This is a genomic window from Cohaesibacter intestini, assembly GCF_003324485.1.
Taxonomy (GTDB): domain Bacteria; phylum Pseudomonadota; class Alphaproteobacteria; order Rhizobiales; family Cohaesibacteraceae; genus Cohaesibacter; species Cohaesibacter intestini.
In genome coordinates this window covers 478,787-492,634 of the sequence record NZ_QODK01000002.1, presented here as the reverse complement: position 1 = coordinate 492,634, position 13,848 = coordinate 478,787, and the positions used below count along the sequence as shown (strand labels likewise).

Genomic DNA, 13,848 nt, shown 5'->3' with positions numbered 1-13,848 from the left:
TCTTGATAGGGGGCTGAGTAGGTGTCACTGGCCGGTATCTGAGGCGCAGTACAGATCTTTCAGCACTCCGAGCAATTGTTCAGCGTTGGGGTCGGATATGGAATAGTAAATGGTCTGGGCGTCGCGACTGCCCTTGATCAATCCATCTTCGCGCATTTTTGCCAGATGTTGGGATAAGGCACTTTGGCTGATATTGAGGGTGTCCGCGAGAGAGTTGACAGACTTGTCCGGTCCGTCAACCAACTGGCACAGAATACGCAAGCGGTTGGCATTGCCCAGTAATTTCAGCAGCCTTGCGACATTGTCCGCTTCATCTGCCAGTGCTTCGATGGTTGGGTCCATGGCCATGATGGTTGAGCCTCAGTTTTGTCGGTCGGTGCCAAGAATCGTGACTTGAAGGTGTGGCATCGGTTTGGTGTTGGGCCTCATCCTAATATCATCAGATGTTCCTAATTTAGTATATTCGAATATTTCGTCAAGGAGTATGCGGGTTATCGCCGCATGGCCTTGGGAATTTGGCATCGCGGTTAGATGCCTGGTCGGACAGAGATGCATCTAAATACTGATTGACTTTTACGTCAATTGAGATAATTTTTCCTGAAATAAAATAGAGATTTAATAAGGTCCGGTATGTTGGATGACGCATGAGATCAACCAACATTCTCTGGGGAGGAAATGCAATGATCGACAGTGTGCTGATTGCCAATCGGGGCGAGATTGCTTGTCGCGTGATCAGGACGGCGCGGCAGATGGGGCTTCGAACCATCGCAGTTTATTCCGATGCGGATCGATCGGCACGCCATGTGCGTGCGGCGGATGAGGCCTACCATATCGGCCCCGCTCCTGCGGCGGAGAGCTATCTGGATGCAGCCAAGGTGATTGCCGTTGCAAAGCAAAGCAGGGCGATAGCCATACATCCCGGCTATGGCTTCCTGTCCGAGAATGCCGCCTTTGCCAAGGCCTGTGCAGATGCCGGGGTCATCTTTATCGGCCCCGGTCCGAAGGCGATTGAGGCGATGGGGCAGAAGGACCGGGCCAAGGCCTTGATGGAGGCTGCTGGCGTGCCGGTGGTGCCCGGCTATCACGGGGACAATCAGGGCCCGGCCTTCCTGCATGACCAAGCGCGTCAGATTGGTTATCCGGTGCTGATCAAGGCGGTTTCGGGTGGCGGCGGCAAGGGCATGCGTCTGGTTGAGCGGGATGAGGACTTTCCCGCCGCGCTGGAATCAGCCCAACGCGAAGGGCAGAATGCCTTTGGTGATCCAAATGTGCTGATTGAACGCTTTGTGAAAAATCCCCGCCATATCGAAATTCAGGTCTTTGCTGACAGCCATGGTCAGGCCGTCCATCTTTATGAGCGCGATTGCTCCTTGCAGCGCCGCCATCAAAAGGTGATCGAAGAAGCCCCTGCGCCCGGTATGACGGCCGCGCTGCGCGAAGCGATGGGGGCAGCGGCCGTTAAGGCGGCTCTGGCGGTTGGCTATCAGGGGGCCGGGACGGTGGAATTCATCGTTGATGGATCCAACGGCCTGAATTCAGACGGCTTTTTCTTCATGGAGATGAATACCCGTTTGCAGGTCGAACATCCTGTAACCGAGGCAATCACCGGGCAGGATCTTGTGGCCTGGCAGTTTGATATCGCCAATGGAAAGCCTTTGCCTCTGGCCCAGAGCGCTATTCCTCTGGTCGGTCATGCGGTGGAGGCACGGCTTTATGCGGAAGATCCGGAAAATGGCTTCTTGCCGTCGACCGGTCGATTACATGCTCTATCCTTTGCTGATGGAGAGGGGGTACGGATCGATTCCGGTGTCGAGATGGGCGATGACATTTCGCCTTTCTATGATCCGATGATTGCCAAGGTGATTGTGCATGCGGACAATCGCGCGGCGGCGATGGCCAAGCTCGCCTCGGTTTTGCGTCAGAGCGCGGTGGCGGGGCCCAAGACCAACGCGGCTTTTCTGGCTCAACTGGCCAGCCATCCGGACTTTTTGGCGGAGCGATTTGACACCGGCTTCATCGATGCGCGTCTTGATGGGCTGATTGCGCCAGATCATGGCGCACGGCACGTGGTGGCAGCCTCGGCTGTGCGGTACTTCCTTCAGGATCGGGTGGAGAGTCTCGCAGCAGCCAAATCTCTGCGCAGCAACGAACCATCGTCTCCATGGGACGCGACAGATGGTTTCCAGCTCGGGGCGCCTCGTCGCCAAACAATGGCTGTGGTGATTGACGGGGAAGAGCAACTCCAGACGCTGTCCTTCACCAAAGAGGGAATGGGGCTGGACGGCTCGAATGCGACTGCCAGTCCGCATATTTTCCCGGTTTCCGATGGTTTGCTGGTGGTGGTCGATGGCCGGCAGTATCACGCCAAGATGCATGATTATGAGCATGAGGAAGAGGCGGGAAGTAGCCAGATTGGGGCTCCGATGCATGGCAAGGTGACAGCGATCTTTGTCGAAGCAGGGCAGGCCGTTGCAAAAGGCGATCGGCTCTTCATCGTGGAGGCGATGAAGATGGAGCATAGTGTGGTTGCGCCGTTTGACGGGGTGATTGCGGCTGTTGCGGCAAGGGCCGGAGAGCAAGTGGAAGAAGGGTTTGCCGTTGTCCGATATGAACAGGAGGAAGCGGCCTGAACAAGTCTGACCGGAAAACAAGAAAAAAGCAGCCTTTGGCTGCTTTTTTGTTTGCTGGTGCCCGGATCAGTCCAGCTTTGACAAGCTGTTGTCGACCATGGCTTCGATTGTGTCATAGCTGGGTTGCCAGTCAAGCAAATCCTTGGCGCGGTCGGCTTCCATGCGTTGGGACCGGGCAAAGCCCGAGGCCCAGTTGCCATAGCGTTTTTGCGCTTCTTCCAAGGTGATCACATTGGCCTCATAGGGCAGGCCCAGTTTGTTGGCGACCAGTTTGCCAACCTCTTCTGGCGTGGTGCTCTTGATGCCGGTGGCGTTGAGCAGCAGGCCATCGCCGCGATTGTCGAGGGCGCGAACATAGAGGTCGGCCAGATCGTCGGCCTGAATGAAGGGGAAGTGGGTGTCGGTTGCACCGGTGATGGTGATTTTGCCATTTTCCCTCAAGTCTCGGGCATAATCGGCGATCAGGCCGCGACCCGGCGCAACCACCAGGGCCGGGTGAATGACGGTCAACAGCATATTGGGGCTGGCATGCAATTGCTCGATGCTGTCCAGCGTCCAGGCGAATTCCGGCAATGGATCGAGCACATGGCGCTCGGTGATGGGAATCACCGGTTCTTCCGGATAGAGCCAGCAGCCGCCGGTGTAAAGGAAGGGCAGTTTCCTGTCTGCAGGCAGATCTTTTGCCGCGTCGAGTAGACTGGAGATCAGTTTGTGATCGACATCGCCCATGTCATGCTCGAATGTGGCCGCAGCATGGATGATGCCGTCGTGTGCCAGCGCCTCATCGACCCAATGTTCGGGTTCGGTCAGACTGCCGCGCACAGGCGTTGCCCCCATGGCGCTTTGAATGTCGGCGCTGGCATCGGAACGGGCCAAAGTTGTGGGCGTATGTCCTTGCGCAATCAAGGCTTTTACAACAGCGCTGCCTACCAGACCAGTTCCCCCGGTCACAAAAATCTTCATTCAAATCTTCCTTACAAACTCCGCCGGACCACAGTGGGTTTAAGTGAGCCTAACTGCAACTTAGCGCAAAATGTGTATAATTTCATGACCTCTTTTGTTGTTGATGCGACCTTTTCTTTATTGCGGTCAAGGGCCGTGATATGGAGCAGGCATGACAGTGCATATGTTGAAACTTTGTGTCGGCGTCGATTCCGTTGACGATCTTGAGGCCTGGGTCGAGCGGCGGCATCGCCTGCTGGCGGCGCACGGGGAACCGCTTGAACACATTCACACCACGCGGATGAAGCCGAAGCGCCGGGATGAAATTCTTGACGGCGGCTCGCTTTATTGGGTGATCAAAGGCATGATTCTGGCGCGTCAGCCGATCATTGATCTGCGACAGGTGACGGGCGACGATGGCATTTCGCGCTGTCAGATTGTCATGGAGCCGATTTTACATCGCACCGAATCCCAGCCCAAACGTGCCTTTCAGGGCTGGCGCTATTTGAAAGCCAGTGATGCGCCGCGGGATTTGCGATCCTTGTCGGGCGGTGAAGATTTGCCCGAAGACTTCCGTCGCGAGCTGGCCGAGCTTGGGTTGTTGTGAGGCTTTGACCCCTTGTGTCTTTTCCGCATTCACCCCACATCCGATGCTATACTGACAGCGTGAACATGCAGGGAGGCATTATGGCAGGGAGGCATTATGAAGGATAAGCAAGGCGCGAAAGATGGGCGAGACTTGAAGGTCGAGCAGCGGGCGAGGGATGTCGTCCCCGATGCCGACAAGGGACAGGTGGCTGCTTTTCTTGCCAAGACCAAGCTTGTCCGTCAGGCGCATGCTGCCAAGGGCCTGAAGCCAACGAGCGGTCATTTGATCTTTGCGCTTGATGCCACCATGAGTCGTCAACCCACCTGGGATGTGGCCTGTTCCCTGCAAAGTGAGATGTTTTCCGTTGCCTCCCAGCATGGGGGACTGGCAACGCAGCTGGTTTATTTCCGTGGCACGGCGGAATGCAGGGCCAGTCGTTGGACTCGGGAAGCGGCCGATATGGTGCGGTGGATGGAGCGGTTTGACTGCCGTGCAGGCCGGACGCAACTGGGGCGCATCCTGCAGCATGTAAAGACCGAATCCCAAAAGAGCAAAATCAATGCTGTTGTCTATGTGGGCGACAATCTGGAAGAAAACCCCGATGAAATTGTCGGGCTAGCCGGTGATATCGCGCTCAAGGGAATCCCGGTATTCGTCTTTCAGGAGGGGAGTGATCCGCTGGCCTCTGTGATCTTTCGTGACATTGCCCGACTGACGGGTGGGGCCTATGGTCAGTTTGACAGCCATGCCAAGAACAAGTTGGCAGACTATCTCAAAGGCATTGCAGCCTATGCGGCGACCGGGGGGGATGTGTCTTTGTTGCCGCCGGAGCTGAAAAAGCAGGTTCGGAAACTCAACAGTCCCGATTGATCGCTTTCGGTTGCCAAGCCATATAAGAAGACAAATTTACGCCGCGCGGTGAGTCTCTGGCTCTGCGGCTTCACTTAGATGGATGGATGATGGTTTATCTGCTTGCCGGTCTTTTGCTGTTTGTTGTGGTTGTTGGTCTGGCGCGTTGGGCTGCCTATGCACAGACAGCTGATGTCGTTCAGCTTCTCTATCGGCTTGCAGGCGTGGTTTTGACCCTGTTCGCAGCGTTTCTGCTGTTGCGTCGCCAGTGGGTTCTGGCAATGCCGGTGGCGGTGATGGCGTGGGGGATGCTGATGCGCAAACCGAGCGGAGCGGGGGCTGATCGGGCGACGGGCCGTGGGTCAACGGTGCGCACGGCGGCTCTTGAAATGACGCTGGACCATGATACCGGGATCATCATTGGTCAGGTTCTGGCTGGCCATTTCGAAGGGCGGGATCTTGATGGATTGTCAGAGGCTGAGTTGATCAGCCTCTATGACGAAATCCGGATGGATCGCGAAAGCCGCGATCTACTTGAAGCCTATCTTGACGGCCGGCGTGCCGACTGGCGTGACGCATTCGAGACGGACACGCATGACGGGGAAGGACGCACGGCGGATTCTGGCCCCATGACCGAGGAGGAAGCCTATCAAATTCTTGGGCTTTCTGCTGATGCCAGTGCGGCGGAAGTTGCTGCTGCTCACAGGCGTTTGATGAAGCGGGTCCACCCTGACCAGGGGGGCTCGACTTTTCTTGCTGCCAAGATCAACGCTGCCAAGGCCGTCTTGATGCGAAAACATGGCTGATCTCCAATTACTCTTTTACTGATGACCAATCTGGGACGGGGAATGATACCCGGATCGGTTACGCACAAACTTTACTCAATGACCACATCGACCAACCGGGTCGTGATCAGGATTTTTTGATCCGGCAGGCGATCGGAGGTTCGTCTGCCGGACCGGTTCAAGGGTTCGCACCGGTCAAGGCTTGAGGGCCAGACAGGCAAATTTCTGTTTCTTCAGGATCTTGCAGGCCGAACGGGCTGCAGACTTGCTTTCGAAACCGGCAAAACGGGCGCGATAGAGGGTGTCGCTGTTTTTCTGAACGGTTTCTGTATGATTGAGCTTGGCTACCAGCAGGCGCTGGTTTTTGGCGCGGGCCTTGGCCAGCAGACGGTTTGCTGCTTCAAGGCTCGGTGTTGCACCCAGCTGAATATGCCAACCGGACGGGCGTGCCTTAATGGGAGCCGCTTCCGGCAGGACCGGGCTGTGGGTCGACAGATCACCAATCGGATCGTTGGCAGCACGTGGCAGGATGGCCAAAGCTGCGGTGGTGACGCGTGGCTTGTGGTTTGTCACTGTGCCAGACGCCGTCTCGATCGCTGACGCATCATCGAGGGTAGGATTGATTCGCGGCAAGGAAGCCAGCTTCTGCTGAGGAGCATAAGAGGCGACCATGTCGGAAGGCTGTTGAGCCGAGGCCAGTACTACATTGCTACCCAGGGTCTTGGCGCGTGGCAATGGAACCTGTTTGGCTAGCTGGATGTAGCTGCGTTTGGTGCCCGCACGCGGCACGACGAGGGCTGTGAGGCGGCGGCCGGACTTCGCTTTCGGCAAATAGCTGGCGATCAGCTTTTTCATGTGAGCATCGCGGCTGCGACCTGTTTTCCCGCCCATGACGACGGCAACGATGTGACGATCACGAGATTTGACGTTGGACACAAGGTTGAAGCCAGAGGCGCGGGTATAGCCCGTCTTGATGCCATCAACACCTTTGACGCGGCCCAGCAGACGGTTATGGTTGCCATAACGCCGCTTGCCATATTTGAAGGCCCGGGTGTTGAAGAATTTATATTGCTTGGGGAAACGATCCTGCAAGGCACGTCCAAGCAAAGCCATGTCTTTGGCCGTGGTTTTCTGATATTTGTTCGGCAGGCCCGAGGCATTCTTGAAGGTGGTGCGGCTCATGCCGATGGAACGGGCTTTGGCCGTCATCATTTTGGCAAAGTTGGATTCCGTGCCGCCAAGATTTTCTGCGATCGTGGCTGCCACATCGTTGGCGGATTTGGTGACCAGTGCCAGAATGGCATCGCGCACGCGGATCGAGCTGCCGGGACGCAGACCCAGCTTGGATGGCGGGCGCGCGGCGGCATGCTTGGACACCTTGAGGCGGCTGTTGAGGGTGAGGGACCCGTTTTCCAAACGCTCGAACAACATGTAGAGCGTCATCATCTTGGTCAGCGATGCCGGATACCGCAAGGAGTTGGCATTGCGGGAAAACAGAACCTTGCCGCTCTTCACATCGATGACGTAAGCGGCATATTTCGAATTGGCGACAGCAGGGGTCGCTGCACCCAAGGAGGCAAGGGCCAGAAACAGAGCTGCAAGGCAAGCGATTGCCGGGCGTGACCCTTTTGCACAAAGAAGGGCATTGAACGCTACTCTAAACACGTGACGTCCTTTTAAAAGTTTGTCATACGGCGGCTATGAAGCACGCTTTTTTGGCCAGGATTGGGCGCAATTGCGCCTCGTTCTCATATTGCCTCCAGCCTAGTGACACAGGGTTAGGAAATGGTAAAAAGCAATTGAGCCGAGTGCAATTTGCGAGGCGATTCACGCCCATATGGTTAACTCGCGTTCAGCAAGACGTTGAAAAGATTCACAAAAAAAGAGACTTTCGGACTATTTGGCAATGAGGCTCCTTGCCCTTACAATTGCGGGGAAAGATGCCTACATTATTGATCGGCGAGAGGGGAGCGTTGCGTATCATATTGCATACGTCGTGTTCCCTTTGAATTTTTTTACGACTTGCCAAAGAATACCAGTGCCGGTTTGGGCTGGGCAGGGTTTGGCAAAGAAGGGGTTCGGCCCATTCGGGCGGACAATCTGACGGAGACAGTCTAAGCAATGAGTAAAGATATTCGTCGCCTGGATGAAGATGAAGAGCTTGGGGTGGCCACCAAGGCCAAGCCCAAAACGAAGCGTCCGAATATGTATCGCGTTCTGCTGCTCAATGATGACTTCACGCCGATGGAGTTTGTTGTGCATGTATTGGAGGCCTTCTTCAACAAGGGACGGGAAGACGCGACGCGGATCATGCTCCATGTTCACCATCATGGTGTCGGGGAATGTGGTGTGTTTACCTATGAAGTTGCCGAGACAAAGGTTTCACAGGTTATGGATTTTGCCCAGAAACACCAGCATCCGCTGCAATGCATTATGGAAAAGAAGTGAGGAACGCCTGTGCCATCATTTTCTAACAGCCTTGAAATTGCCCTGCATAAAGCTCTGTCGGTCGCCAATGAGCGATCGCAGGAATATGCCACACTGGAACATCTCCTGCTGGCGTTGATCGAAGATAGTGATGCAGCCGCTGTCATGCGTGCCTGCGGGGTCGATTTGCGTCTGTTGGAAGCCAACCTGCAAGATTATATCGACAATGAATTGTCCAATCTGGTGCTGGAAAAATCGCTTGATGCCAAGCCGACAGCTGGATTCCAGCGGGTTATTCAGCGCGCTGTGATCCATGTGCAGTCTTCGGGCCGCGAGGAAGTGACCGGAGCCAATGTGCTTGTGGCTATCTTTGCAGAGCGCGAAAGCCATGCAGCCTACTTCCTGCATGATCAGGACATGACCCGCTATGATGCGGTCAATTATATTTCACACGGCATCTCCAAGGTGCCCGGTATGGCTGATGGGCTTTCGCCGACCGGTACCGATGAGGATGATGATATCGATTTCGAAGGTGAAGAGGATGAGGGCGGTACCAGCGGTGCCGAAGCGCTCAAGGCCTATGCGGTCAATCTGAACGACAAGGCGCGCGACGGCAAAATCGACGTGCTGGTCGGGCGTGATGCCGAGATCCACCGGACCATTCAGGTGCTTTGCCGCCGTTCGAAGAACAACCCGTTATTTGTTGGTGATCCGGGGGTCGGTAAAACCGCCATTGCCGAAGGTCTGGCCAAGCGCATCATCGAGGACAAGGTGCCTGACGTGCTGAAAGGCGCGACCATCTTTTCCCTTGATATGGGCACCCTGTTGGCGGGCACCCGTTATCGCGGTGATTTTGAGGAACGCCTGAAGCGCGTCATCAAGGAAATTGAAGACTATGACGGGGCAATTCTGTTCATTGACGAAATCCATACGGTGATTGGTGCGGGTGCGACCTCTGGCGGGGCTATGGATGCCTCCAACCTGCTCAAGCCTTCGCTCGCTGCGGGCAATCTCAGATGCATGGGGTCTACGACCTACAAGGAATATCGTCAGTTCTTCGAGAAGGACCGCGCCTTGGTGCGTCGTTTCCAGAAGATCGACGTCAATGAGCCATCCATCCCGGATGCCATCGATATTCTCAAAGGCCTGAAGCCCTATTTCGAAGACTATCACAGCGTCAAATTCACCAATGATGCGATTAAGTCGGCGGTGGAATTGTCGGCCCGCTATATTCATGACCGCAAATTGCCGGACAAGGCCATTGATGTGATTGACGAAACCGGGGCAGCGCAGCAACTGATGCCGCAATCCAAGCGCCGCAAAAGCATCAGCGCCAAGGAAGTGGAAGCGACCGTCGCAACAATGGCCCGCATTCCACCCAAAACGGTGTCGAAGGATGACAAGGAAGTTCTGGGCAATCTGGAAACCAATCTTAAGCGGATGGTTTACGGTCAGGATCAGGCGATCGATGCCTTGACGAGCCAGATCAAACTGGCTCGGGCTGGCTTGCGTGAGCCGGAAAAACCCATCGGCAACTATCTGTTCTCCGGTCCGACCGGGGTGGGCAAGACCGAGGTAGCGCGTCAGTTGGCCGACCTGATGGGGGTCGAGCTGCTACGGTTCGACATGTCGGAATATATGGAACGCCACACAATCTCGCGTCTGATTGGTGCGCCTCCGGGCTATGTCGGCTTTGATCAGGGTGGTTTGTTGACCGATGGGGTGGATCAGCATCCCCATTGCGTTCTGCTGCTCGATGAGGTCGAGAAGGCCCATCCAGATCTCTTCAACATCCTGTTGCAGGTGATGGATCACGGCAAACTGACCGATCACAATGGCAAGCGGGTTGATTTCCGCAATGTCATTTTGATTATGACCACCAATGCCGGGGCGACCGAAATGGACAAACCAGCCATGGGCTTCACCAACAATGCGCGCTCGGGCGATGATGAAGAAGCGATCAACAAGCTCTTCACACCGGAATTTCGCAACCGTCTGGATGCGGTGATTCCCTTTGGTGCCCTGCCGACTGAAGTGGTGCATCAGGTGGTGCGCAAGTTCGTCATGCAGCTTGAAGCGCAGCTTGCCGATCGTGGCGTGACATTCGAGTTGACCGATGCCGCGACCGCATGGCTTGCCAGAAAAGGCTATGATCCGAAGATGGGAGCGCGTCCGTTGGGGCGTGTCATTCAGGAACATATCAAGCGGCCATTGGCCGAGGAGATCCTGTTTGGCAAGCTGACCAAAGGCGGCACCGTCAAGGTCGATATCGATCTCGACAATATGGAGAAACTGTTCCTCACCGTACTCGAAGATGCTCCAGTCAAGCCATCCAAGGCCAAGGAGCAAGAGGATGATCCTCAGGACGAGCCCAAGGCAGAGGATGAGGACGCTGCCAAGGAAAAGGATGCGCCGAAGAAACGCCGTCGCTCCCCTCCGAAAAAAGGTGGCTCCGTGCCAAAAGTTGCCAAGGTCGAGAAGAAATAACACACTATGCCGGGCCTTGGTCCGGCATTTGTCATTTGGGTTCCCTTTTGCCAGACTGATGCACCATGTTTCCTGATATCCCACCGTGGCTCGCTCGTTTTCTCTTGTTCTTCGCTTTTGCGATCGCTGCCCTGATGGGCGCGAGTGCCACCATGCGGGCGGCCTTTCCCAATGGCCTGTTTGGTAGCCTGATTGATCCGGCAACCGGTCAAGCGGATGGGGTGGAGCTTCTGAAAAACGTCCTGTCGCTGGCTGCTGGCTATATGCTGTTGATAACACTCGTTTATCAGAAGTTCTTCGGAGGCGAGGACTGAGGGCTTGAATTTGCCCGGAATGCCTTGCTTTTCATCGTGTCTCAGCATCTTCCCTTAGTCTCTCCCCTCAAAGCCGCATAGCTGTTATTCACAAGCTGCCTTTTCTTTCTCCTTTCAGGGGCGTATTTTCCGCCGGGTTTGCTGGCGACAGGGTACGCCGACAGGAAAGAGTGGATCCAATGGTCTCTGTTCTCGGGATATTGATTGCCATCCTTGGCGGCCTGATGTTTCTACCGGCCATCATCGATTTGTCCTTTCACGATGATGATTGGCTGGTCTTTTTCGGCAGTGGTACGATTTGTCTGTCCTTTGGCGTCGGGCTGTTTCTGGCTGTGCGTGAACAGGAGGGAGACTGGTCGATCCGCAAGTCGATCCTGTTCGTCAATGGCATCTGGATCCTGATCAGTCTGTTTGCCTCTCTGCCACTTTACTTCTCTTCGTTGCATCTGAGTTTCGCCGATGCCTTCTTTGAAACGGTTTCCGGCCTGACGACCACCGGTTCAACGGTGCTGAGCGGTCTGGATAGCATGGCTCCGGGCCTGTTGTTCTGGCGTTCCTTCATGCAATGGATCGGTGGGTTGGGGATTGTTGCCATCGGGGTGGCGATCCTGCCGGTGCTGGGCATGGGTGGGCAGAAACTGTTCTTTCTGGAAAGCTCTGAGCAGAGCGAGAATCCCTATCCACGCATTCAGGATCTGGCGGCCAAGATCGCCACCGTTTATGTGGTTCTCACGGTGACCTGTGCGTCTGCCTATTTCCTGCTCGGCATGACCCTGTTCGAAGCGGTCAATCATGCGATGACGACGGTATCAACGGGGGGATTCTCCACATCGGATGAGTCTCTGGCGCATTTCCACTCTATGGGCATCTTGTTGACTGCCTCCTTTTTCATGTTTCTGGGCGGGCTTCCCTTTCTGTATCTCATTCGCCTGACCGCGACTGATCGCGAGGCGGATCCGCAGATTGCGCTGTATGTGAAAGTGGTGATTGGAGCGACAGTGGCGATTTTCCTTGCCAAGGAAATGGTCTATCCGGAAACCGAGTTGAATGATCTGGTTCTGTCGCTGTTCAATGTCATTTCGATCATGACGACGACGGGTTATGCGGCTGGGGACTATCAGCTTTGGGGACCGCTCTTCTGGGCAATCTTCCTTGGCCTGACATTCTTCGGGGCCTGTTCCGGGTCGACATCGGGCGGCCTCAAGCAATTCCGCTTTGTCGTGGCGTGGGAAGTGCTCAAAAATGCGGTCGGCAAACTGGTCAATCCACATCGGGTGAGGCCAATGCGCTATGGGTTGAAGATTGTCGACGATGAAATGGCTGTCTCGACCATGAGCCTGATCTTTCTGTTCTTCGGCACATTCACCTTCTTTGCCATCTTGCTTGAAATTTCGGGTCTGGATTTCATGACCTCGATCAGTGCGTCGGCTACGGCTTTGGCCAATGTTGGGCCGGGGCTTGGGGAAATTATTGGTCCTGCGGGCAATTTCACCACTTTGCCCGACGGAGACAAGATGCTGCTGGCCATGGAAATGATCCTGGGACGGCTTGAGATCTTGTCTGGACTGGCAATCCTGACACCTGCTTTCTGGCGTTGGTAGAAGCCTCGGTCCGTCGATTGGATCTTTATGTGGCTACCCTTTTCTGGCTTTGGAACACAAGAGCATTGGAATGAGCAAGACTGACCCATTGAGTGCGCCGCCAAAAAAGGAGGCACCGCGACGCTCCGGTTTCTACTGGTATCGGCGCGGCATGCGGCATCTGATTTCCACCCCGGCGGCGGTTCTGTGCATTTCCTTTGCGGGCTTTGGCGGCTTTGTACGCGAGAGCGGCATTGATGTCACTCATGCGATGTTCATGACATTGTCCATTTGGGCCTTGCCAAGTGCAGTTGTTCTGGTGGGCGGGATTGTGTCCGGCGCGGGGCTGTTGGCGATTGCCACGGCGGTTGCTTTGGCCTCGATCCGGATGATGCCGATGATTGTTGCTTTCGTGCCGGAAGTGCGCGGCCGGAACACCCCGACATGGAAACTGGTGATTCTGTGCCATGTGACGGCCATCACTTCGTGGGTTTTCGGCATGACCCATTTGCCCGCCTTGCCGCGCTATGCACGGGTTCCCTTCTATGCAGGCTTTGCGCTGACGCTGACAACAATCAATATTTTCGTCACGGCTCTGGGGTTTGCGATTGCCGGCTTGGTGCCGCCCCTTGTCGCCGCCGCCTTGTTCATGACAACGCCGCTCTATTTCATGCTGACCCTGCCGAGTGCGGCGCGGATCCTGTCTGATCGCCTTGCCTTGATCTTCGGTTTTGCGCTGGGGCCGCTCTTTGCCCTTTATGTGCCGGGAACGGATCTGATCTGGACCGGGCTGGTTGGTGGTATTGCTGCTTACGGGATCGGTTATGTTGCGAGGAAGCGGGCATGAATCTGACCTTTGACGCCATTGATGCGGCTTGGTGGCCTTTTCTGTTCATTCTCTTGGCAGCGTCCATTCCGACCGATATCTGGCGCTGGATTGGCATTGCCTTTGCCGGGCGACTGCGCGATGACAGCGAGTGGATCCTGTTGGCGCGTGCTGTGGCCAATGCCTTGGTGGCCGGGGTCATCATGCGGTTGATCCTGTTTCCATCCGGTGCGTTGGTGGAAGTGCCGGTATGGATCAGGCTGGTGGCGGTGGGGCTTGCTGTCGGGCTTTACTTTGGCCTCATCCGAAACTTGCTTTTGGCGGTGGTTGTCGGCGGCGGCACTCTGGTTTCCCTGTCGCTGCTATTTGGCGCAACGCTCTGATGCAGCGAAGAAAAAGGCCCCGAGGAGGGGCCTTCT

13 protein-coding genes are annotated in these 13,848 nt (G+C 55.7%); 10 read left to right on the top strand and 3 right to left on the bottom strand.

Features of this window, described 5'->3' with window-relative positions; translation table 11 throughout:
- Positions 1 to 24: 24 nt before the first annotated feature.
- Positions 25 to 348, bottom strand: coding sequence for an ArsR/SmtB family transcription factor (locus tag DSD30_RS07725; RefSeq protein WP_342635040.1), 324 nt, complete (start codon positions 346 to 348; stop codon positions 25 to 27).
- A 332-nt stretch (positions 349 to 680) separates the two neighbouring features.
- Here DSD30_RS07725 and DSD30_RS07720 point away from each other — a divergent pair, with 332 nt between their 5' ends.
- The gene (locus DSD30_RS07720) at positions 681 to 2,630 is read left to right on the top strand and encodes an acetyl/propionyl/methylcrotonyl-CoA carboxylase subunit alpha (RefSeq protein ID WP_114009068.1); all 1,950 of its coding nucleotides are present in this window, start codon (positions 681 to 683) and stop codon (positions 2,628 to 2,630) included.
- Positions 2,631 to 2,696: 66 nt separating this feature from the next.
- Here the strand turns inward: DSD30_RS07720 and DSD30_RS07715 are convergent, their stop codons facing one another.
- Positions 2,697 to 3,593 (bottom strand): NAD-dependent epimerase/dehydratase family protein, encoded by an 897-nt coding sequence (locus DSD30_RS07715; protein ID WP_114009067.1) that lies wholly within the window; start codon positions 3,591 to 3,593, stop codon positions 2,697 to 2,699.
- A 151-nt stretch (positions 3,594 to 3,744) separates the two neighbouring features.
- Between DSD30_RS07715 and DSD30_RS07710 the strand changes: the two genes are divergently transcribed.
- The 3 genes from DSD30_RS07710 to DSD30_RS07700 all read left to right on the top strand — a co-directional run bounded on the left by DSD30_RS07710 (position 3,745) and on the right by DSD30_RS07700 (position 5,816).
- On the top strand, positions 3,745 to 4,179 hold the full coding sequence (locus tag DSD30_RS07710; RefSeq protein ID WP_114009066.1) for a DUF1489 family protein: 435 nt from the start codon (positions 3,745 to 3,747) through the stop codon (positions 4,177 to 4,179).
- Positions 4,180 to 4,275: 96 nt separating this feature from the next.
- Positions 4,276 to 5,031: a vWA domain-containing protein gene (locus DSD30_RS07705; RefSeq protein ID WP_114009065.1), complete on the top strand. Its 756-nt coding sequence runs from the start codon at positions 4,276 to 4,278 to the stop codon at positions 5,029 to 5,031.
- Positions 5,032 to 5,117: 86 nt separating this feature from the next.
- Positions 5,118 to 5,816, top strand: coding sequence for a DnaJ domain-containing protein (locus tag DSD30_RS07700; protein WP_198662872.1), 699 nt, complete (start codon positions 5,118 to 5,120; stop codon positions 5,814 to 5,816).
- 174 nt (positions 5,817 to 5,990) lie between these two features.
- Here the strand turns inward: DSD30_RS07700 and DSD30_RS07695 are convergent, their stop codons facing one another.
- Complete coding sequence (locus DSD30_RS07695; protein WP_245418401.1) at positions 5,991 to 7,460, bottom strand: SPOR domain-containing protein; 1,470 nt, start codon at positions 7,458 to 7,460, stop codon at positions 5,991 to 5,993.
- Between the two features lie 456 nt (positions 7,461 to 7,916).
- On the opposite strand from DSD30_RS07695, the gene clpS reads away from it, so the two are divergent.
- From clpS to DSD30_RS07660, 6 genes are all read left to right on the top strand, one after another.
- Positions 7,917 to 8,243, top strand: coding sequence for an ATP-dependent Clp protease adapter ClpS (clpS, locus tag DSD30_RS07685; RefSeq protein WP_114009063.1), 327 nt, complete (start codon positions 7,917 to 7,919; stop codon positions 8,241 to 8,243).
- 9 nt (positions 8,244 to 8,252) lie between these two features.
- On the top strand, positions 8,253 to 10,709 hold the full coding sequence (gene clpA, locus DSD30_RS07680) for an ATP-dependent Clp protease ATP-binding subunit ClpA (protein ID WP_114009062.1): 2,457 nt from the start codon (positions 8,253 to 8,255) through the stop codon (positions 10,707 to 10,709).
- Positions 10,710 to 10,774: 65 nt separating this feature from the next.
- Positions 10,775 to 11,023: a hypothetical protein gene (locus DSD30_RS07675; RefSeq protein ID WP_114009061.1), complete on the top strand. Its 249-nt coding sequence runs from the start codon at positions 10,775 to 10,777 to the stop codon at positions 11,021 to 11,023.
- 179 nt (positions 11,024 to 11,202) lie between these two features.
- Positions 11,203 to 12,624 carry a TrkH family potassium uptake protein gene (locus DSD30_RS07670; protein WP_114009060.1) on the top strand — a complete coding sequence of 474 codons (1,422 nt, stop codon included), beginning with the start codon at positions 11,203 to 11,205 and terminating at the stop codon, positions 12,622 to 12,624.
- 70 nt (positions 12,625 to 12,694) lie between these two features.
- On the top strand, positions 12,695 to 13,450 hold the full coding sequence (locus DSD30_RS07665; protein ID WP_114009059.1) for an AzlC family ABC transporter permease: 756 nt from the start codon (positions 12,695 to 12,697) through the stop codon (positions 13,448 to 13,450).
- Positions 13,447 to 13,812 (top strand): AzlD domain-containing protein, encoded by a 366-nt coding sequence (locus DSD30_RS07660; protein WP_245418400.1) that lies wholly within the window; start codon positions 13,447 to 13,449, stop codon positions 13,810 to 13,812. The genes DSD30_RS07665 and DSD30_RS07660 overlap by 4 nt, the downstream gene beginning before the upstream one ends.
- The last annotated feature ends 36 nt before the right edge of the window (positions 13,813 to 13,848 follow it).